Origin of the sequence: Flavobacterium notoginsengisoli (genome assembly GCF_042686225.1) — a bacterium.
GTDB lineage: Bacteria > Bacteroidota > Bacteroidia > Flavobacteriales > Flavobacteriaceae > Flavobacterium > Flavobacterium notoginsengisoli.
Map to the genome: position 1 here is coordinate 223,282 of NZ_JBHUOT010000009.1, position 21,492 is coordinate 244,773.

Consider the following 21,492-nt stretch of genomic DNA (forward strand, 5'->3'; position numbering starts at 1 on the left):
AAAAAATGTCTATTAAAGCTGTAGCAGCAAAATTATTTGCTAGTAAGATATATCACCAAACTCAAACCTGGGCCCAAAAACCAGTCGAAACGCAACAAAAAGTTTTTAAAAAACTAATAAAAAATGCCAAAGAAACGAGTTTTGGTAAAGATCATCATTTGGATGAAATAAAAACAATTGAAGACTTTCAGAAAAACGTTCCGGTAAGAGATTACGAAGATCTAAAACCTTATATTGAAAAGGTAATTAAAGGAGAGGAAGATATTCTCTGGAAAGGAAAGCCAATGTATTTTGCTAAAACTTCGGGAACAACATCAGGAGCAAAATTTATTCCGCTGACAAAAGAATCAATGCCTTTTCATATTGAAGCTTCAAGAAATGCCATCTTGCATTATGTTTACGAAACCGGAAATACTGATTTTATAGATGGAAAAATGATTTTTCTGCAGGGAAGTCCTATTCTGACAGAGAAATACGGTATCAAGTTTGGCAGATTGTCCGGAATTGCAGCGCATTTTGTGCCGAGATACTTGCAAAGAAACAGAATGCCATCGTGGGAAACCAACTGTATTGAAGACTGGGAAACCAAAGTTGATGCCATTGTAGACGAAACAATTTTAGAAGATATGTCGGTTATTTCGGGAATTCCGTCCTGGGTACAGATGTATTTTGAGCGCTTGCAACAAAAAAGCGGAGGTAAGAAAATAGGCGAAATATTCAAGAATTTTAACCTCTTTATTTATGGAGGAGTGAATTACGAACCGTATCGCGCCAAATTCGAAAACATGATTGGCAGAAAAGTAGACAGCATCGAATTATTTCCAGCTTCTGAAGGATTCTTTGCTTATCAGGATTCGCAAAAAGAAAAAGGAATGCTTCTATTATTGAATTCAGGTATTTTCTACGAATTTATAAAAGCAGATGAATTTTTTCAAGAAAATCCAAAAGTACTTACAATTGGCGAAGTAGAAATTGGAGTAAATTATGTTTTGATTGTTTCTACCAATGCTGGGCTTTGGCGTTATAATATTGGAGACACCGTTCAGTTTACTTCTTTGTTTCCGCATCGTGTGATAGTTTCCGGACGTATTAAACATTATATTTCGGCTTTTGGAGAACACGTTATTGCTAACGAAGTAGAAAATGCAATGAAAGAAGCTGTAGCATCAACCAATATCGTAATCAACGAATTTACAGTAGCGCCACAGATTAATCCTCAAAGTGGACTTCCGTATCATGAATGGCTGGTTGAATTTGAAAAGGAGCCGGAAAACATGGAGATTTTTGCTGAAACAATTGATAATTCAATGCGTAAGCAAAACATTTATTACGATGATTTAATCACAGGAAATGTTTTAAGAAAAGTAATTGTAACCAAAATTTCGAAAAACGGATTTCAGGATTACATGAAATCACAAGGGAAATTGGGAGGACAAAACAAGATTCCTAGATTATCAAATAATAGGGATATTGCGGATAATTTGAGGTAGCATTTAGATAATATTTTTCATATTCATAAGTTATTTACTACATTTAATAAAAAGAGAAGTAAATAAAAAAATTAATGAATCAAGGAAAATTTCAAAATAAATACCGTGTTTCTTCAATAAGAGCTCAATGGTGGGATTATGGTTGGAACGGAGCTTATTTCATCACAATTTGTACGCAAGGTAGAGAACATTATTTTGGAGAAATTCAAAATGATAAAATGGTTTTATCAGAGGTTGGTATTATTGCTGATATATTGTGGCATCAAATTCCTGCGCACCATAAAAACGTTGAATTGGGTGATTTTGTGGTCATGCCAAATCATATTCACGGAATTTTGATTATCGATAAACAATTAGATGACGTTGATACAGATACAGGGCGTGTAGATACAGGGCATGCCCTGTATCTACCATCGCCAGAATCACCAGGTTCACAACGTTTTCAAAACATCGGAAAAAACACCATTTCGTCAATTGTTGGGTCATATAAATCTGCGGTAACCAAACATGCCAACAGATTAGGATATCCGCATCAATGGCAAAAATTATTTTATGATAATATAATTAGAAACAATAATGATTATCAAAAAATTTCTGATTACATTGTTTCCAATCCTGAAAATTGGGCAAAGGATAAATTTAAAACAGAAGATAAATCAAAATGATTTTTTAAAAAATAATGTTGTAGACACACGGCATGCCTTGTATTTAACTACATTTGAATTTATAAAATAAAATAGAATGAAAGAAACCAAACATATATCAAGATCTAGAGCGCAGGAATCATCTGCGGCTATAGAAAAAATGTACATTACAATGCGCCATTTGTTCAACCGTGGTTTTTATAAACCTATGGGAGTTTCCGGCGACAGTTTACGTGAATCATTATTAGCATTAAGACCTGAAATTTATGGAAATATTGCTGAAGAAAAAGTGGAACTAAACGGACTTTTATACGTTATAGAACGTCTTCCTGTAGGGATTGAGCAATGTCGTTTTATCAATTTGACTTCAGACGAAGGTTATTCTAAATCACATTTTCAGGCAATTGTTCCTCCAAAAAGAAGAAGAAACTGCTATAGAATTGACGAAGAACAAATGAATGTCGAAATCACAAGAGGACGTTCTGATATTTATGATATTCTAACGCATTTGACTTTCATTTTTATTGAATCTCATAAAATTAAAAACAGAGTTTTAATTGATGATGGCGGAGAAGTTTCCCGCGACTGGCAGAAATTGGAACAAGCGGTTATGCAGACCAAAAAGCTTTCTTTGGTAGAAAAAGAAAAAGCTATTTCGCATGTTGCTAATATTTTAGCACGAACTTTTGAAGAAGTTTTAGATATTTACGATGCTTTTGGTTCTGAAAATGCTCCGGACCGTTTCTTGCACGTAATTTATTGGTTAGGAAAATTAGCTATTGAAGAAATTGTTGAAAACAATAAACGTACGATAACATTCAGTCCTGTTTTACGTGAACGCTTAGGACACCACATTCACGGAGAAATATGGGCTACAAACATAAAAGAAGTTTTAAAAGCAAATGATCTTTTACAAAGACCAATTCACGTTATCAGTGCGAATATGCACAGCGTTATGAATTCGATTTTTGCGACGCCTTTGCTCAAAACAAAATTCAAAGGCAAAACAGATTTCTTTATTTATGAAGAATTAAGCAGTTCAGGGTCAAAAGAGATTAGAAGTGTTGTGGAAGAATTGGCCTTGAAAAACGGAATGATTTCATTACCGGATTGTTCAGGAACCAATATCGATGTTCAGATTTTTGATACAGCAAAAATTGACTGGTCGAAAACAGCTTTTTCGCATGCTAATGTAGGAGAAGACAAACCAGTAATCATTGTAATGGATTACGCTTTTGGAGAACAGGCGTATGAAACGATCGACGAGCTTTTAAAACCATTCAAAAAAGAAACATTACTAAATGTAAAATCGGTTTCGATTATGGGTAAAGCCGGAATTCTCGAAGGAGGAAAAGGAGATATCATGATTCCGACAGCGCATATCAACGAAGGAACAGCGGATAATTATTTCTTCGAAAATGAATTAACTGGTGCGATGTTCGAAGGAAATGAGATTGATATTTATGAAGGTGCAATGGTTACAGTTCTTGGAACTTCATTACAAAACAGAGATTTGTTGAAATTTTTCCACGAATCGACCTGGGGTGTAATTGGTTTGGAAATGGAAGGATCTTATTACCAAAAAGCAATTCAGTCGGCATCCAAAATTAGAAAAAGTGTTCCGCATGATATTAAAGTTCGTTATGCTTATTATGCATCAGATAATCCTTTGGAAACAGGAAGTACACTGGCTTCAGGCGGATTAGGAACAACGGGTGTTAAGCCGACTTATTTGATTACAATTAAGATTTTAGAACAGATTTTCAACATCAAATAAATCATAAATGAGTACAAAAGTACCGCAGAATCAGGAAGATCAGGAGATTGATTTAGTTCAGATTTCTAGAAAGATTAGTAATTTTTTCGACAAGATTAATAGTTCTATTTTTAGAAGTATTCAATTCTTTCTGAGAAACTGGATTATAGTTTTAATATTAATCGTTACTGGTTTTGCAATTGGCTGGTATTTAGATACAACAAGAAAATCATATAGTAATCAAATTATTGTAGAACCAAATTTTGAGAGTGTAGATTATTTATATTCTAAAATTGATCTGCTACAATCCAAAGTAATTTCGAACGATACCGTTTTTCTAAAAAAGGTGGTTGGAGTTAAAAACCCGAAACTGATTAAAAAAATTCAAATTAGACCCATTGTTGAAGCTTATAAGTTTGTAGACAATAAAGAGCGTAATTTTCAATTATTGGAACTTATGGCCGAAAATGGTGATATCAATAAAATTTTGATAGATACCTTAACCAGTAAAAATTACAGATATCATACTGTTTCCTTCACGACGAGCGAAGTGGGAAATGATAAAGACTATGCCGCTCCAATTTTGAATTTTTTGAACAATTCGGAATATTTTAATACGATTCAGAAAATCGAATTGAAAAATTTACAGGGAAATATTGTTCAAAATGATTCTATAATCAAACAGATTAATACCGTTTTAAGTAATTTTTCCAATATAACAAAAGGAACTCAAAAGAACGATAAACTGGTTTATTATAATGAGAATACACAGTTGAATGATCTTATAAAAACTAAACAAGCTTTAATTGAAGAACAAGGAAGGAATCGACTTAAGTTAATCAGTTACGAAAAAACGATTAAAGAAATCAGCAGTACAATTAATGTGGAGAGTAAAAAATCTATTAATAGTAAGCTGAAATTCTATCTTCCACTTTTATTTATTTTTCTTTTTGTATTATTAAATGCATTTAAAGCATTTTACAAAAAACAGCTTTTACTTGTAGAAAACGAAAAAAACAAATAATATAATTTTTTTAAAATGAAATTTAAAATCATTTCGATCTGTCTTCTAAGTGCTTTATTAATATCATCTTGTGGAAAAAAGGAAGAAAACATAGTTAGGAAAAAAGATGTTTTTACCATTACTATTGAAGCTGTTTTTGCAAAGAATGATAAACTACAGATTTTTTATTTGCCGGAAGGCGGAGAATGGAAAGACGAAAATTCAGTTTTTAGGCCTGTTTATGCATCAAACGAAATGCAAAAAATTGTAATCAATTTTCCTGATAAGGTTTTTCCTGAAAATATTCGGGTAGATTTAGGTTATAATACTACTCAGCAAAATATTACTATCAAAAATATCTCTGTAAAACACAATTCAAAAGTGATCAATGGAGATTTTGAAGCTTACAAAAAATATTTTTATGGTAACGAATTTGTTACCTGGGATCCAAATTATTTTGGTTACAAACTAAGTCAGGTTAATAATCAATATGACCCTTTTTTGATGGGTAATAACGAGTTAATGGACGAATTACAAAGGCTTAAATATTAAATACATACCTATTAAAAACAACTAAAATAAAGATGCGTTTTAATTTTAAACTTATTCTGAATAACGAAAAAATTAGAGAGTATCTTTTTTTTATTGGTCTGTTATTTTTAGTCTATCTACCAAAAGGAGGTTTTAAAATTGCGGGAATTCCATTCACTTGGGGATATTTGTATTTAGGTTTAATTTTTCTACTTTTAATCATAATATTACTCGAAAAGAAGAGCTTTTTAGTACAGTCCAAGCATCTTATTTGTTATCTGGCGACACTGCCATTTGTATTGTATTTTTCTCTAAATCTGATTTTTAGAGGATACGAAGGTTCACTGGGAAATCTGGTCGCTTTTTATGTAAGTTTTGCATTTCTTCCTTTATTTTTTTATCTTTTTTTAAGTCCATTTTTAAGGAAAATAGACTCTTTATATATAGAAGAAAAAATAGTTCAGGCCGTTTTTTTGGTTTCCTTATACGGTATTTTTCTATTTGTTTTCAAACAAGTTACAGGGCACTATATTGAAATTCCCTATGTTACTGTAAACGCAGGTGATTTGGGAACACTGGAAGGAAAGTACAATATGAGAGGCTCACTTTACAAGCTGATTTCTACTTATAATAATGGAAATATTTTCGGGGTTTGTATTTTAATGTTGTTTCCAATTTTCCATCAAAAAAATACTTCTAGAATAAAATTAATGATTGTAATTCTGGCTTTAATACTTACTTTATCAAGAACCGTGTGGCTTGGATTATTGTTTTATTTTGTACTTATTTACAAAGACAGCATTTTCAGACTGATTAGAATTTATGCTTTGTTGGGATTAATTTTGATTGTTATCGGAACATTTTTCATGAATCGATATTTTCAATACGGATCATTGTCAGGATTCATTTTAGATTCAAAACTAGGAGGGAGAATTGAGCAAATTAGACAATTAAGCGGTTTAAGCTTTTTTGGTAGTCAAACTTTCAAATTTATTGAAGAAATCGTCTATCTGTCTATTTTCAAACAACTTGGTTTTGTCGGCATAATTTTGTTTTGTCTTTCTTTTTTTATGCCGGTATATATTGCTATTTCAACCAAAAACAATAATTATCTTTATTTAGTTGGTTGTATGATTTATTTGTTTGTTTGTTGCAGTGATGGCTGTATGTTGTACATACCAACATTAGTGTTTTTCTATTTCATTTCTACTATGATTTTTATTTCCAAGAATAGAACCGAGGAACAAAATATCACATAGAAAATAACTGTACATTCCATATTGTCTCACGAGAACATTTTCTGTGATAAACGAAATAACAAATAAGATTGTTAGAGATAAATACAGATAATTTTGCTGTTTTATAGAATATTGTATTTTTATAAACAAGGTTGAGATAAAAGCCAAAAGCATAAAAATTCCCCCTTTTAGCATGTAATCAAGATATTGGTTGTGGGAATTAATCTTAAATTTTTCCAATTCAGGATTATGGAACGGAGCGTAACATTCGTTTAATTTATCCTGAATTAAATTAAAATCCATTCCCATAAAATTGGAATCGTAAATGAGCTTTGAACTGCACGACCAGGCAGCGTATCGAGTGGAATTTTTAAACGAATTGTCTAATAGAAATTGAATATCTTCTATATAACGTCTGGACAATAAAACCACAGCTAAAACGGCAAATAATACTAAAAAAATCAGTTTTTTTGAAATCGTTGTGTTCTCTTTTTTTAATAATAGAAATCGAACACCGGAAATAATAATAAGTCCGACAATAATATTTCTTGAATTATAAATTATTAGTCCTGAAAAAAGAAGGACGAACATTATAAAAAACAGCGCCTTTTTATGAACAGGAAACTGTTTAAAAGATGAGGTCAAATCTGCTAAAAATAATATGGCAATGGCAATCCATAAACAGATATAAGTTCCATGTATTTTATTATAAAATTCTAAATTATAACGTGCTAAATACCAATCGAAGTGGTGATTTGGAATATCATAAATGTAAAACCCTAAAAAATACAGACACAATAAACTCAAACAGATACTATAAGCAAATTGTATTTTTTTTAGGTCTTTTGAAAATGTTTCTATCTTATATAAATAAACACTTAACAACGGAATAACAAATAATAATAAACTTTCAGCAATAAGCTTGAAACTTTTAGAGCTATAAAATAGGATGTAGTAAAAGGCTAAAATGATAAAAGAAAATAGAAAAGAAGCATTTTTTCTTGAAATTTTAAAATCTTCGAACTTAGCAAAACTTATTAATAATAAAGCTGTTACAATCATCATGATAGATTGAAAAGCTTCTACAAAATAAATAAGAGAAGAAAATACAAACAAATACAATATTGGCTTAATAAGCTTTTTAGAAAAATTCATTTTAGTCAATTTTATTCTTGAAAAAATTTAACTCGTCACTTTTAACTATAGCAGAATTCAGGTAAGCAGTTATAAATATTTCGGTTAAAATTAAAGAAACCACAATACCATATACTTTCATTAAATGACATAAAACAAACGACAGAATTATATTTATAATCAGTCCATAAAGATGTGCATTAAAGTAAGTGTTTTTTTTATGATGAAGTAACAATGACATGTAAGCAGACTGATTTAATGCACTAATAAGCGGAATTGGAGCAAGGTAAATTAGATAGATAGAAGAACTTGAAGTATATTCAGAACTTAAAATACTAATAATCAGATTTGGAAAAACGATTAATAAAATACCTCCAAAACCATACATTAAAAAATAAGACCAGAAAACAGATTTTAGAAAATGATTAAGTTGCTTAATTTTTAAGATTCCAATTTCACAAGCCTTAAAATAAACACCTTGAAACAATACACTTATTGATTGCTTGCAAAGCATAATAATTTTTTCTGCTACATTATAAATTCCCACAACAGTATTGTCAAAAAAGATACTTAAAATTATAGTACTTGAATTCATAAGTGCACAAATCGTAAGGTTGGTTAAAAACAATTTATGACCAAAAACAAGTTCTTTGTAAACTTCAGACATTACAGTCAAATTATATTTAAAACCACACTTTTTAATTAAATATAAAGTAGAAAAAATGAAAATAAGAATATCTGATATTCCCAGATAGTAAAAAACAAACTGATAATCTTCTTTTTGTACAAGAGTTATAAAAATCATTGCAATGCAGCCAATTTTTACGACAGAATTGATAATAAAATACGGAAATACTTTATCCAGTCCGATAAAGAAACAAAGGTTATTTTGAGATCTTGAAAACAGAAATACCAACAAAGAAAATGAAAAAATCAGATTGTATTTTATTTCAGAACATAAAATAAAAACTAACAATAAAAGCAAAGACGGAAGAAATACAACAATCTTGCAATTAATGATTTTCGAAATATATTGGTTGATTAAGCTTGTGTCATTTTTTACTTTCTGAATCTCTATCGGTGCAAATGCATACCAGGAATAATCATATAAAACGGAGACAATGTTTATAAATGCCATTGATACCGCGATTAAACCGTAAATGTCAATACCAAATGTTTTGATATAAAACGGAATTAATAGCAATGGAAATAATAAATTAATAAAATTTATTCCAAAGCTCAATGATATGTTTTTAAGCACTATATAAGTTGTTGTTAAATTTAAAACAGAAAGTTGATTTTTTATTTCAAGCAAATACAAATTAAAATTATATTTTTGATAAAAACAGAAAATGTAAGTTTTTTTAATATAAAAATGACACAAGGATATAGTATCGCAATTCCCGCTTATGGCAGGCCACATGAATTTGAAGATTTATTGCAATCTATTTATGAAATGGAAATGCTGCCAAATGAAATTATAATTTGCGAAGATTTTTCAAAAGAAAGAGCCGAAATACAAGCTGTTGCAGAAAAGTATCAAGTCATTTTTAATGCTAAAAACGTGATTGTTTCTTATATAGAAAACGAAAAGAATTTAGGCTATGATGCCAATATTAGAAAATTAATTGATCTGGCTCTTTACAAATGGGTCATATTAATTGGTAACGACGATTTGTTTTTGAAAAACGGGTTAACTGAAATTGACGACTTTTGTAAAAGAAATCAATCTATTGCAATGGTTTCAAGACCTTTTATTCGGTTTGAAAAAGACATAAACAAACCACTGGGCATTTCTAGATTTTTACCAAATGAAGCTATTATTGGAAAAAATGATTCGGCGAAACTAGTTTTCAGAATTTGTGGATTTGTTGGGGGATTGGTTGTTAATAAAGAATGGGCAAAAAGACTTGCCACAGATAAATACGACGGAACGTTATTTTACCAAATTTATCTTGCAGCACATGCTTTTTGCACAACAGGAATTGGTTATCTGGCAAATCCATCAGTAGGAGGAAGAGCAGGAAATCCACCATTATTTGGAAACTCTGAAAAAGATGGAGGTCTTCATATTCCCGGATCATATTCGGCAAAAGGAAGAGCCTCAATGTGGAAAGGGGTTTTAGATATTGGAAAAGACGTTGGCAATTTATATAATATTGAAATTCGTGAAGAATTGCGAAAAGAATTAATGATAAGACAGTCCTTTCACGTTTTTGAAATGAATGTTGGAGTTTCAAAAGAGACTTTAAAAGAACTCAAATCTGAATTAAAAAAACTAGATTTGTTCGACCATTGGATTCCAAAAACTTTATACTTTTTAAATATCACTTTTGGTAAAAACGCCTATTACGTTTATTATCTTACAAGAAAAATAATGCAATAAAGATGAAAAAAGCCCTAATTAGCGATTGGTATTATGTAAATGGAGGAGCCGAAAAAGTGATTCATTCTATAAATTCTATTTGGAATGATTTTGATCATTTTGCGCTTATTGATTTTTTGAATGATGAAGATCGTAAGTTTATTTTAAACGGAAAAAAAGCAAAAACCAGCTTTATACAAAAACTGCCTACAGTAAAGAAAAACCATCGCAAATTTTTACAGTTATTTCCAATAGCCATAGAACAGTTTGATTTAAGTGATTATGACTTAATAATCAGTTCTTCATCGGCAGTGGCAAAAGGAATAAAAGTAGAAGAAAATCAGCTTCATATTTGTTATTGTCATTCACCAATGCGTTATGCCTGGGATTTAAGAGAACAATATTTAAAAGATGCGGGACTAACAAAGGGTTTAAAAGGATTGTATGCAAAATCGGTTTTAGATAAAATTCAGAAATGGGACCTTTCTAACTCAGAAAACGTCGATTATTTTATTGCCAATTCTAAGCACATTGCTCAAAGAATTAAAAAGACATACAACAAAGAATCAGTTGTAATTTATCCACCTGTAGATGTTGATTTTTTTAGTTTAGAAGAAACAAAAGAAGACTATTATTTAACAGCTTCCAGACTGGTTCCGTATAAAAAGACACAACTTATTGTAGAAGCCTTTAATGAGTTGCCACATTTAAAACTGATTGTTGCGGGTGAAGGACCAGAACTGGAAAAACTCCAAAAAATAGCCAAAAGTAATATAGAGTTCGTTGGTTTTGTTGAAAATAAAAAATTACGAAGTTTAATGCAAAAAGCAAAAAGCTTTGTTTTTGCAGCCGAGGAGGATTTTGGAATTATTCCTGTTGAGGCACAAGCTTGTGGAACTCCGGTTATTGCTTTATCAAAAGGAGGAACTCTGGAAACGGTTGTTGAAAATGAAACGGGACTTTTCTTTGAAGAACAATCTGTTCAGAAAATCAAAGAAGCCGTAATTCGTTTTGGAACCAAAAAATTCGATCCGAAGGTAATACGTAAACATGCTATTTTATTTTCAAAAGAAAGATTTGAAAAAGAGATAAAGGAGTTTGTTGAAGGAAAATATAAAGAACATCAAAGCTTTTTAGAAACAAGATAAATCAAAAGATAACTGAAAAAATAATTTTCAAATCAGTTACATTTGCGATGTTAAACAACCATCATGAAAAGAATACTTATCACCGGAGCTGCAGGATTTTTAGGATCACATTTATGTGACAGATTTATCAAAGAAGGCTATTTTGTTATTGGAATGGATAACCTTATTACAGGAGATCTTAAAAATATTGAGCATTTATTCAAACTGGAAAACTTTGAGTTTTATCACCACGATATTACCAAGTTTGTTCATATTCCGGGTGATTTAGATTATATTTTACATTTTGCTTCTCCGGCAAGTCCGATAGATTATTTAAAAATCCCAATTCAGACTTTGAAAGTTGGATCTTTAGGAACGCACAATTTACTGGGATTAGCAAGAGTTAAAAAAGCCAGAATTTTGATTGCATCGACTTCAGAAGTTTATGGAGATCCGTTAGTGCATCCGCAGACAGAAGAATATTACGGAAACGTAAATACAATTGGACCTCGTGGTGTGTATGACGAAGCAAAACGTTTTCAGGAATCCATTACGATGGCGTACCATACTTTTCATGGTGTAGAAACGAGAATCGTTCGTATTTTTAATACCTATGGTCCAAGAATGAGATTAAACGACGGACGTGTAATTCCTGCTTTTATTGGCCAGGCACTTCGCGGAGAAGATTTAACCATTTTTGGAGACGGAATGCAAACGCGTTCTTTCTGTTATGTAGACGATCAGGTTGAAGGTATTTTCAGATTATTGCATTCCGATTATGTATATCCGGTAAATATTGGAAATCCGGACGAAATCACGATTAAAGATTTTGCAGAAGAAATTATAAAACTGACAGGAACCAACCAAAAAGTAGTTTATCATCCGTTACCAATAAACGATCCGTTACAGCGTCAGCCAGATACTACAAAAGCAAAAGAACTGCTGGGTTGGGAAGCTAAAGTAAGTCGTGCCGAAGGAATGAAAATTACGTATGAATATTTTAAATCATTATCTCCGGAAGAACTTGCAAAAGAAGAACACAAAGACTTTTCAAGTTATATAAAATAAAAAGGTCACAACAGCTCGAATTTTAAATTGAATTCGGGCTGTTTTTTAATAAACTTCAAAAAAATCTGTTTCAGATGAACGAATTAGTTTCTATTATTGTTCCTACATATAATACTGAAAAGTTCATTAGATCGACAATTGAATCTGTTCAAAATCAAACCTATGTAAACTGGGAAATGATTTTGGCTGATGATGCTTCAACAGATAATACAGTTTCTATAATTGAAGAATTTGCTCAAAAAGACAATCGAATAAAACTCTTCAAATTACCGGAAAATCGCGGAAATGGTTTTGCCCGAAATTCCGCTTTAGAAAAAGCCACAGGAAAATATATTGCCTATTTAGATGCCGATGATTTATGGTTTCCTGAGAAATTAGAAAAACAAATACAGTTTCTAAAAACAAATAATTTACACTTTACTTTTAGTTTTTACGATTCTATTGATGAAGAAGGAAACAATTTAAACAGAAGGGTTGAATCACCAAATCCATTAACTTATAAAGAATTATTTTTCTGTAATTATGTAGGCAATTTGACAGCCATTTATGATGCAGATTATTTTGGAAAAATCATTCTGGAAACCACACAAAAGCGTCAGGATTGGAGAATTTGGCTAACGATTTTAAAGCAAATTAAAATAGCAAAACCAGTTCCAGAATCTTTGGCTTTTTACAGAATTAGAAAAGATTCTGTATCCTCTTCAAAATTTAAATTGATCAAACATAATTTTGGTGTTTACAGGGAATTTCACGGATATAATCTCGTTTTTTCTGTTTTATTGATGATGAGGTTTTTGTTTACTCAGTTGATAATCAAACCAAAATATATAAAGAAAGTTTAATATTCTTTAAGGTTGCAATTTGCGACCTTGAAGAAATTCGATTAAAATTGGAGGTCGCAATTTGCGACCTCCAATTTTTTTATACCATGTAGTAAAATTTAAATTCAAACTTGAGGTCACAATTTGTGACATCAAGTTTGGAATATCGTTTAAGGTCACAATTTGTGACCTTAGAGAAATTATTTTTTGTAGCCAATCCTTACTCTTTCAGACTCATTTTCTTTTTTCTCAGTCAATTCATCTAAATAAGAAAATACCAATTCAATATTTTTATCATGATTCTCTAACTTCTTCTGAATCTGTAAAATATCAACTTTGATTTCGGTTGTATCTAGAAGCATTTGTCTCACTTTCGTGAAAATCCTCATAATTTGAATATTGGTTTGAATTGCTTTGTCGCTTTTTAGGACACTAGATAACATTAAGACACCGTGTTCTGTAAAAGCGAAAGGTAAATATTTTTGATGCTCTCCTCGTCCTTTCTTTAAGGTCGCAATTTGCGACCTTAAAGAATTATATTCATTTTCAGTTAGTTGTAACATAAAATCAACAGGAAAACGTGTTAAATTCCTTTTCACTTGTTCATTTAATCTTTTAGTTTCAACATCATAAAGTGAAGATAAATCAAAGTCAAGCATCACTTTTTGGCCGCGGATAAAATATATTTTATTAGAAATTGTTTCTTCAGAAAGTAAAGATTGATCTTCCATAAGTTTTTAATTAAAAAAACAAATGTAAGATTTTATTTATATTTATAAATACGATTTAAACTGTTTTAGTTTCCCGCGATTGGTTCTTTCTAAAACTGTTTTTCGAGTAAAAGTGAAATTTAGATTGGGTTCTAAATACAAATCAATTGCTTGTTTTATTTTCTCAATTTGTTCTGAAACTAATTCTTTTTCAGAAACATATTCAATCTCAAAAGTATTTAATTTGGTTTGTTTGATGATAAATTCTTTGACGTTTCCATCATCTTCAATGATGCTTTTAGTTACATAATAAAAGGTCAAACCAGGCGATTTTTTCCCGCTTGGAAGAATTGCAATATCATTTGTTCTGCCGATAAGTTTTTTAAGAATTGGTTTTTGAGGCGTACTTTTTTCATCCAAAATTCCAATATCGCCAATTTCATATCTAATGAAAGGATTTGCTTTGTTGAATAAAGAAGTAATCACAATTTTTCCTTCTGTTCCATGTGGAACAGGATTATTGTTTTCATCTAAAATTTCTACAAACAAAGTTTCTGCATTTACTTGCCATTCGCCTTGCGGATTTTCAAAAGCAATCAAATCCAATTCAGAAGCACCATATTCACTAATAATCGGAATTCCGAATTGTTTTTCTAAAAGTTTTTTATCTGTTTCAAAAAGCATTTCAGAAGTAACAAAACAGGCTTTCAGAGTTGGACAGATTTCTTTTAGAATGATGTTTTTGTTTTCTAAATATTTAGCAAAAAGTACAATCGAACTTGTATAGCCATTGATGTAATCGAATTTTTTAGTTCTGAATTTCTCTAGAAATTTTTCCAAAACAGCATCGGATAAATCAAAAACAGGAAAACGAAAACGATGCGTCAGGAAATCTTTGAAACGTTCTTTTTGATATCCAATAAAATCCATTGGAATTCCATAAAAACGAGCTTGATACGAATGATTAAAATCAATCCCAAACCAGCCGAAACGCATAATATTGGATGCCCAGGTTAAGGCGTGCGAATATTTATCTTTAGCAAAAACAAAAGGAGTTCCGCTTGATCCGGAGGTTTTGTTGAGGTAAATGTTTTTTTTAGAAAAGCCTTTTGAGAGTCTTTTTTTAAGAGGTTTTTGGAGATTTTGTTTATTTAAAATGGGCAAATTTTCCCAATTTTCAGTATTTGTGTTTCCAACTAATTCGGCATAAAAAGAATTGTTTTTTAAATGAAAATCAACAATTTCTTTCTTTTTATTTTCAAGAAAGGAAGCAAAATCTTCTTCAGAAAAATGAACAATTTGATCCAATTCGGCTTTGGCCTTCTTTATTGGAAAACCATTTAATTGAAGCGAAAGATCAAAAAGGCGAATCATTTTTCAGCATAATTTTAGTCAAAAATAATGTTTAGGAATTACTAACAGGGCAGAACCAACAATTTTTTGAAGATTTAATTATTTTTTACGTTCAAAAGCAAGTATTTTTGCACCACAACTAAATAGAACAACACCATGACAATTTTATTATTGGGATCAGGCGGAAGAGAACATGCATTTGCATGGAAAATGACACAGAGTCCGCTTTGCGAAAAACTTTTTGTAGTACCTGGAAATGCAGGAACTGCTGCAATTGCTGAAAACGTGGCTATATCTGCAACTGATTTTGAAGCAGTAAAAGCATTAGTGCTTAAAGAAAATATAAGTTTAGTAGTTGTAGGACCAGAAGATCCATTGGTAAAAGGTATTTACGACTATTTTAAAAACGACGAAAGTTTAAAAAATATCCCGGTGATCGGGCCATCTCAATTGGGTGCACAATTAGAAGGAAGTAAAGAATTTGCAAAAGAATTTTTGATGAAACATAACATTCCAACTGCAGCTTATGACAGTTTTACTGCTGAAACAGTTGAAAATGGATGTGCGTTTCTAGAAACATTACAACCTCCATACGTTTTAAAAGCAGACGGATTAGCAGCTGGAAAAGGAGTTTTGATTATTCAGGATCTTGAAGAAGCCAAAACGGAATTAAGAAACATGTTGGTTCATGCAAAATTTGGAACAGCAAGTTCAAAAGTGGTTATTGAAGAATTCTTAGATGGAATCGAATTAAGCTGTTTCGTTTTAACTGACGGAAAAAGCTATAAAATTCTTCCAACGGCAAAAGATTACAAACGAATTGGAGAAGGAGATACAGGTTTAAATACAGGTGGAATGGGAGCGGTTTCTCCAGTTCCTTACGTAGATGCTGTTTTGATGGAAAAAATCGAAACTCGTATCGTAAAACCAACAATCGAAGGTTTCCAAAAAGACGGAATCGAATATAAAGGATTTGTGTTTATTGGTTTAATTAACGTAAAAGGAGAACCAATTGTTATTGAATACAACGTAAGAATGGGAGATCCTGAAACTGAAGTTGTGGTTCCAAGATTAAAATCAGATTTAGTTGAATTGTTTTTATCTGTTGCAGATCAGAAATTAGGAGATTTCAATTTAGAAGTTGATCCAAGAAGCGCAACAACTGTAATGGTAGTTTCTGGCGGATATCCTGAAGATTTCGAAAAAGGAAAAGTTATTTCTGGTTTAGAAAATATTGAAGATTCTATAGTTTTTCACGCAGGTACAAAATTAGATAACGGAAATGTCGTTACTAACGGAGGACGTGTAATTGCTGTTACTTCTTATGGAGATAATTTTCAGGAAGCCATAAAAAAATCTTACCAAAACATAGATAAACTAAGCTTTGATAAGATGTATTTTAGAAAAGATATCGGCTTCGATCTAATTTAAAAAATAAAATTCACCAGCCCTTTTTAATTAAAGGGTTTGGTTTTTATTTTAAAAATGAATGAGCTGTTGTATCTTGGTTTTCAGTTCCGGCGTCATCAAAAATGCGTAATTGTTTAATCCAATAAACGATTGCAGCAGAGCAGATGATCATGAAAATCCAGTTAATTGTGTTTGCACCAAACCAAGTTTTTAATTCTAAATGACGTAAAAAGTCAAGAGGAGCAAACAAAATGTTAACGAATAAGTATTGAATTCCTTCGAAAAAAGCTTTCATAATTTAAAAAATTATATGTTATTTATTGTTGTGTAATATCTTGAGATAAAATTCAGCGAACCAAATCTTTTTTCAACTTGTTCGGTTTTTCCTTTTAAACAAGTATTATCTTTACAACCACAAAAGTATAAAATATCCTTATGATAACAAGTGTTTTTAAAAAATCTACGCCATTAAATTATTCCTTGGTTGTAATTTTAATACTGGTTTTCTTTTTTATGTTCCAAATTAAAGACCCAACCTGGGTTACTTCTTATTTTTTGGCTTTCCAGAAAGTGAGTTTGTTGTGCTTTATTTTGGCATCTTTTTTTATGATAAATTTTATTGTAAAAAAGAACGGACTAAGTAAAGACAATGGTTACGCTATACTTTTCTATTTATTATTTCTTTTATTTTTCCCAACCATATTTAACAATGCAAATGTTATTTATGCGAACTTTTTTATTTTGTTGGCACTTCGGAGATTGATTTCGCTTCAATCTCTTAAAGCTTCTAAAGAAAAAATATTTGATGCTTCATTTTGGATTTTTGTAGCTTCTTTATTTCAATTTTGGAGCGTACTTTTTTTATTATTGGTTTTTATATCAATAGTTTTTCACGTTTCCAGAGATTACAGAAACTGGGTTTTGCCTTTTATAGCATTATTAGCAGTAGCAATATTATTCTATATGACCTCTCTGATTTTTAATATTGATGTGGTAGCTTTCTTTCAGGAAAGAGCTGTAATCGATTTTAGAATTGATTATTTTAAAAACAATTATGAAAACGGGGCACTTTCAATTTACACTGCTGTTGCTTTGTTTTTTGTGACATCAATGTTAATGACACTATCGAATAGACCACAGATAGTACATTCTTCATACAAAAAAATTGTAGCATACTTTTTTATAGCAGCATTGGTTTATATCATTTCGCCAAACAAAAGCAATGATTTATTGTTATTTAGTATTGCTCCTTTAGCGGTTATGGCAACAAGTCATGTGGAATATATGCAGCAAAAACTGAATAATGAAATTGCATTTTATGTTTTGATTGTGTGCAGTTTATTTACTTTCTTTTCACAATTATAATTTACTTCCGTAAGCAAGATCGCCGGCGTCTCCAAGACCAGGAACTATGTAGTTTTTCTCATTTAATTTTTCATCTGAAGAAGCAACCCATAAATGGCAGTTTTGTGGAAGATTTTTTTCTAAATGGGCAATTCCTTCCGGAGCAGCAATAACCACTACAATATGAAATTCTGCCGGAGTTGCATTTTCAAGTAATTTTTTATGAACAGCAACAATTGATTGTCCAGTAGCCAACATAGGATCCAGAAGCAGAACGGTTTTATTGTTTAGGTTTGAAATGGCCTGATATTCTACTAAAATTTCAAATTCATCATCATTGTTTGGATGATGTCTGCAAGCTGAAACAAAACTGTTTTCTGCATGATCAAAATAATTTAAGAAACCATTGTGTAGTGGTAAACCCGCTCTTAAAATAGGACATAAAACTAAATCAGTATCTATTTCCGTTGTTTTTTTAATGCCAAGTGGGGTTTGAATCTCAACATTTTTATACGGTAAAATTTTGCTTAATTCATACGCCATAATTTCTCCAATGCGTTCTATATTTCTTCGAAAACGCATGCTGTCGTTCTGAACATTTACATTTCTAATTTGTCCAAGAAAATGATTTAAAACACTGTTATTTTCAGAGATATAATGAATTTTCATGATGAAATTTTAATCTATTTAAGAATATAATTATGAAACGAAAAATAATTTCTTTTCTTCGTAGCATAAAAGTATAAAAAGTATCTTTGTATATCTAAAAAAATAAAAACATGTTTTCAAAATTAGCATATTCTGTTTTCGAGCAAAGTATCAAAGATTATCATCAGTTTGATAATGTAGACCAGCCGATTAATAATCCTTATCCAAAAGATAAATTTGAACATCTGTTATATCTTAAAAATTGGATTGATACCGTTCAATGGCATTTTGAAGATATTATTCGTGATCCGCAGATTGATCCGGTTGCAGCTTTAACTTTAAAAAGAAGAATTGATGCATCTAATCAGGAACGTACTGATATGGTGGAATATATCGACAGCTATTTTTTACAAAAATATAGTGATGTGAAAGTAAAAGACGGAGCAAAAATTAATTCTGAAAGTCCGGCATGGGCATTTGACAGATTGTCTATTTTGGCTTTAAAAATCTATCACATGCATGAAGAAGCTACACGTGCTGAAGCTTCTCAGGAACACAGAGATAAATGTCAGGAAAAACTAAATATCCTTTTAGAACAAAGAACAGATTTATCTACAGCAATTGAAGAACTATTGACGGATATTGAAAACGGAGATAAATTCATGAAAGTGTACAAACAAATGAAAATGTACAATGACGATGAATTGAACCCGGTTTTATATCAAAATAAAAAATAATTTGGCAGAGTTGTCCAGCAACAAAATCAAACATATAGCCGTCATGAGACTATCCGCAATGGGAGATGTCGCCATGACGGTTCCTGTTTTACGCGCCTTTGTAAAACAGTATCCAACAGTAAAACTGACGGTTATTTCCCGTCCTTTTTTCAAACCTTTTTTTGACGGAATTCCAAATCTTGATTTTTTTGCTTTTGATGAGAAAGAAAGACATAAAGGATTTCCAGGGCTTTTACGATTATTTAGTGATGTGAAAAAACTGAAGATTGATGCCTTTGCAGATCTTCATAATGTTTTACGATCCAAGGTTGTGAGTTTGCTTTTCGCTTTAAGCGGAAAAAAAAGAGCAACTGTTGATAAAGGCCGTGAAGGAAAAAAAGAATTGACAAGAGCTGAAAATAAGATTTTCAAACAATTGCCAACCATGTTTGAAAGACATGCAAAAGTATTCGAAGAACTAGGCTTTCCATTAGATTTAACGAATCCAGATTTCCCTGCAAAAGCAGTTTTAAAATCTGATATTCTGGAAATTATAGGAAATCAAAATCAAAAATTAATAGGAATTGCACCTTTTGCACAATATGATTCTAAGGTTTATCCTTTGGATTTATTGAAGGAAGTAATTGCAAAATTGGCTGATAATCCAGCATATAAAATTTTACTTTTTGGCGGAGGAAAAAGAGAAATTGAAATTTTAGATTCACTTGCTCAGCCTTTTGAAAATGTAATCAATATGGCCGGAAGAATTAAGTTTCAGCAGGAATTGCAGTTAATCAGTAATCTTGATATTATGCTTTCTATGGATTCTGGAAATGCACATATCGCGGCAATGCTTGGAGTAAAAGTAGTTACGCTTTGGGGTGCTACGCATCCTTATGCTGGATTTTTACCGTTCAATCAAAGTTTAGAAAATGCATTAACATCAGATCGAAATCAATATCCAAAACTACCAACTTCAGTTTACGGAAATAAAGTTGTAGAAGGTTATGAAGATGTTATGAGAACAATTTTGCCACAGAAGGTTGTTGACAAGGTTGAAGAACAGCTTTTATAAAAATCAAAAACTTCTCTTTATGGAGAAGTTTTTTTTTAACCCTTAAGCAATATTTTTGCTTAAATCGTATCGTTCATTAGAATCGAGGAAAGAATATCCTATTGTTTTTTTTCTTTTTTTGTTTACTATAATAGTAACAAAGTTATTTTTGTCTTCAGTAGACAACAGAATATGTTCAAATTTGTCTGATGAATCTCTGTAAATTTTATAAATTAAATCGTGATCTTTAATTTTTTTAGATAAAACGTTAGCCGATTTAAGTCTGCTTACATAAGGCCAGATATTAAAAATATTTGAATCTGTTTTTTTTACTTCTACCATTTTTTCGGTCATAGTTGAATTGTATTTTTCTCTTTCAAGCAACTTGGGGCCTTTTTTGTTTCTCATTTTTATAATAACTGCCAACACGCATAGCGAAGCAGTTACAGCCAACATGATAAATAGATATAGATGAAAGTGTTGTACGTGAGCTGTCATGATATTTAATGTTTAAATGTTTGACAAATTTTGATTGAGCTCTACAAATTCTCAAACTAGTGAGATTGAGATTGCCATAATTATACCTCTAATTTAATGAAAATTTGGCAATATTTTGATAAAATTTTACTTTTATTTCAATTACAGCCAAATCTTTTCATCACGACAACGACGGTAAATATAACTTTTTAGATTTGCGATTGTTTGTTGATAATCGGGTGCATCGTATCCATATCGTTCATGTTCCATTTGCTCTCTTTCAACGGCATCGCATCCTTTTATTACTTCTTTGATCATGTCTAACAGAGCAAGTTCTTTATTGTCGGTTTTTTGAAATTTAAATTCAACAATTTCATCCTGCAGCTCTTCACAATAATCAATAAGCTTTATAACTTCCGGTTCATCCAGAAGATATTCCTTATTTCTAAAAATTTCCCGTACCGATTTCATAAACAATTAATTTTGAATTTTTAATTTCCAATTTAAAGAAAGATATAAATGGAATTTCATCTTTGTCTAAATTTTAAACTTAGACAAAGATTATAAATAAGAAGCAGAGAAAAAAAAATCCAAACTCCAATT

At 31.0% G+C, this 21,492-nt stretch carries 22 protein-coding genes; 14 read left to right on the plus strand and 8 right to left on the minus strand.

Translation table 11 applies throughout. The features are described from left to right. Nucleotides 1-5: 5 nt before the first annotated feature. From ACFS3A_RS19785 to ACFS3A_RS19810, 6 genes are all read left to right on the plus strand, one after another. Nucleotides 6-1,490 (plus strand): GH3 auxin-responsive promoter family protein, encoded by a 1,485-nt coding sequence (locus ACFS3A_RS19785; protein ID WP_379827288.1) that lies wholly within the window; start codon nt 6-8, stop codon nt 1,488-1,490. A gap of 74 nt (nt 1,491-1,564) precedes the next feature. Then, nucleotides 1,565-2,155 carry a transposase gene (locus ACFS3A_RS19790; protein ID WP_379827289.1) on the plus strand — a complete coding sequence of 197 codons (591 nt, stop codon included), beginning with the start codon at nt 1,565-1,567 and terminating at the stop codon, nt 2,153-2,155. A 76-nt stretch (nt 2,156-2,231) separates the two neighbouring features. Beyond that, nucleotides 2,232-3,911: a DUF6909 family protein gene (locus ACFS3A_RS19795; RefSeq protein WP_379827290.1), complete on the plus strand. Its 1,680-nt coding sequence runs from the start codon at nt 2,232-2,234 to the stop codon at nt 3,909-3,911. Nucleotides 3,912-3,918: 7 nt separating this feature from the next. After that, nucleotides 3,919-4,914: a hypothetical protein gene (locus tag ACFS3A_RS19800; protein WP_379827291.1), complete on the plus strand. Its 996-nt coding sequence runs from the start codon at nt 3,919-3,921 to the stop codon at nt 4,912-4,914. Between the two features lie 15 nt (nt 4,915-4,929). Further along, nucleotides 4,930-5,445, plus strand: a complete 516-nt coding sequence (locus ACFS3A_RS19805; protein WP_379827292.1) for a hypothetical protein — start codon at nt 4,930-4,932, stop codon at nt 5,443-5,445. Nucleotides 5,446-5,477: 32 nt separating this feature from the next. Beyond that, nucleotides 5,478-6,683, plus strand: a complete 1,206-nt coding sequence (locus ACFS3A_RS19810; protein ID WP_379827293.1) for an O-antigen ligase family protein — start codon at nt 5,478-5,480, stop codon at nt 6,681-6,683. Here the strand turns inward: ACFS3A_RS19810 and ACFS3A_RS19815 are convergent. Both ACFS3A_RS19815 and ACFS3A_RS19820 read right to left on the minus strand, forming a co-directional pair. Continuing rightward, complete coding sequence (locus ACFS3A_RS19815) at nt 6,609-7,817, minus strand: O-antigen ligase family protein (RefSeq protein WP_379827294.1); 1,209 nt, start codon at nt 7,815-7,817, stop codon at nt 6,609-6,611. The genes ACFS3A_RS19810 and ACFS3A_RS19815 overlap by 75 nt on opposite strands. 1 nt (nt 7,818) lies before the next feature. Next, on the minus strand, nt 7,819-9,219 hold the full coding sequence (locus tag ACFS3A_RS19820) for an oligosaccharide flippase family protein (protein ID WP_379827295.1): 1,401 nt from the start codon (nt 9,217-9,219) through the stop codon (nt 7,819-7,821). Between ACFS3A_RS19820 and ACFS3A_RS19825 the strand changes: the two genes are divergently transcribed. From ACFS3A_RS19825 to ACFS3A_RS19840, 4 genes are all read left to right on the plus strand, one after another. Further along, a complete protein-coding gene (locus ACFS3A_RS19825) occupies nt 9,133-10,182 on the plus strand; it encodes a glycosyltransferase family 2 protein (RefSeq protein WP_379827296.1) in 1,050 nt (349 codons plus the stop codon). The genes ACFS3A_RS19820 and ACFS3A_RS19825 overlap by 87 nt on opposite strands. A 2-nt stretch (nt 10,183-10,184) precedes the next feature. Next, the gene (locus ACFS3A_RS19830) at nt 10,185-11,309 is read left to right on the plus strand and encodes a glycosyltransferase (protein WP_379827297.1); all 1,125 of its coding nucleotides are present in this window, start codon (nt 10,185-10,187) and stop codon (nt 11,307-11,309) included. Between the two features lie 63 nt (nt 11,310-11,372). Continuing rightward, on the plus strand, nt 11,373-12,356 hold the full coding sequence (locus tag ACFS3A_RS19835; RefSeq protein WP_135223320.1) for a UDP-glucuronic acid decarboxylase family protein: 984 nt from the start codon (nt 11,373-11,375) through the stop codon (nt 12,354-12,356). Between the two features lie 74 nt (nt 12,357-12,430). Then, nucleotides 12,431-13,198: a glycosyltransferase family 2 protein gene (locus ACFS3A_RS19840; protein ID WP_379827298.1), complete on the plus strand. Its 768-nt coding sequence runs from the start codon at nt 12,431-12,433 to the stop codon at nt 13,196-13,198. A 179-nt stretch (nt 13,199-13,377) separates the two neighbouring features. Here ACFS3A_RS19840 and ACFS3A_RS19845 read toward each other — a convergent pair whose 3' ends face one another. After that, a complete protein-coding gene (locus ACFS3A_RS19845) occupies nt 13,378-13,908 on the minus strand; it encodes an ORF6N domain-containing protein (protein ID WP_379827299.1) in 531 nt (176 codons plus the stop codon). Between the two features lie 42 nt (nt 13,909-13,950). Continuing rightward, nucleotides 13,951-15,261 carry a phenylacetate--CoA ligase family protein gene (locus ACFS3A_RS19850; protein ID WP_379827300.1) on the minus strand — a complete coding sequence of 437 codons (1,311 nt, stop codon included), beginning with the start codon at nt 15,259-15,261 and terminating at the stop codon, nt 13,951-13,953. A gap of 135 nt (nt 15,262-15,396) precedes the next feature. Here ACFS3A_RS19850 and purD point away from each other — a divergent pair, with 135 nt between their 5' ends. Further along, entirely contained in the window at nt 15,397-16,671 is a 1,275-nt protein-coding gene (gene purD / locus ACFS3A_RS19855) for a phosphoribosylamine--glycine ligase (protein WP_379827301.1), read from the plus strand. A gap of 43 nt (nt 16,672-16,714) precedes the next feature. On the opposite strand, the gene ACFS3A_RS19860 is transcribed toward purD, so the two are convergent. Next, the gene (locus tag ACFS3A_RS19860) at nt 16,715-16,945 is read right to left on the minus strand and encodes a DUF6341 family protein (RefSeq protein ID WP_379827302.1); all 231 of its coding nucleotides are present in this window, start codon (nt 16,943-16,945) and stop codon (nt 16,715-16,717) included. Between the two features lie 140 nt (nt 16,946-17,085). Between ACFS3A_RS19860 and ACFS3A_RS19865 the strand changes: the two genes are divergently transcribed. Then, nucleotides 17,086-18,015, plus strand: a complete 930-nt coding sequence (locus ACFS3A_RS19865; RefSeq protein WP_379827303.1) for a DUF6427 family protein — start codon at nt 17,086-17,088, stop codon at nt 18,013-18,015. Here ACFS3A_RS19865 and upp read toward each other — a convergent pair. Further along, nucleotides 18,010-18,663, minus strand: a complete 654-nt coding sequence (gene upp / locus ACFS3A_RS19870; RefSeq protein WP_379827304.1) for a uracil phosphoribosyltransferase — start codon at nt 18,661-18,663, stop codon at nt 18,010-18,012. The genes ACFS3A_RS19865 and upp overlap by 6 nt on opposite strands. A 110-nt stretch (nt 18,664-18,773) precedes the next feature. Between upp and ACFS3A_RS19875 the strand changes: the two genes are divergently transcribed. After that, complete coding sequence (locus ACFS3A_RS19875; RefSeq protein ID WP_109191234.1) at nt 18,774-19,379, plus strand: DUF4254 domain-containing protein; 606 nt, start codon at nt 18,774-18,776, stop codon at nt 19,377-19,379. A gap of 43 nt (nt 19,380-19,422) precedes the next feature. Further along, nucleotides 19,423-20,433 carry a glycosyltransferase family 9 protein gene (locus tag ACFS3A_RS19880; protein ID WP_379827305.1) on the plus strand — a complete coding sequence of 337 codons (1,011 nt, stop codon included), beginning with the start codon at nt 19,423-19,425 and terminating at the stop codon, nt 20,431-20,433. Nucleotides 20,434-20,475: 42 nt separating this feature from the next. Here the strand turns inward: ACFS3A_RS19880 and ACFS3A_RS19885 are convergent, their stop codons facing one another. Next, nucleotides 20,476-20,910, minus strand: a complete 435-nt coding sequence (locus ACFS3A_RS19885) for a hypothetical protein (protein WP_379827306.1) — start codon at nt 20,908-20,910, stop codon at nt 20,476-20,478. A gap of 141 nt (nt 20,911-21,051) precedes the next feature. Beyond that, a complete protein-coding gene (locus ACFS3A_RS19890) occupies nt 21,052-21,360 on the minus strand; it encodes a hypothetical protein (RefSeq protein WP_379827307.1) in 309 nt (102 codons plus the stop codon). Between the last annotated feature and the right edge of the window lie 132 nt (nt 21,361-21,492).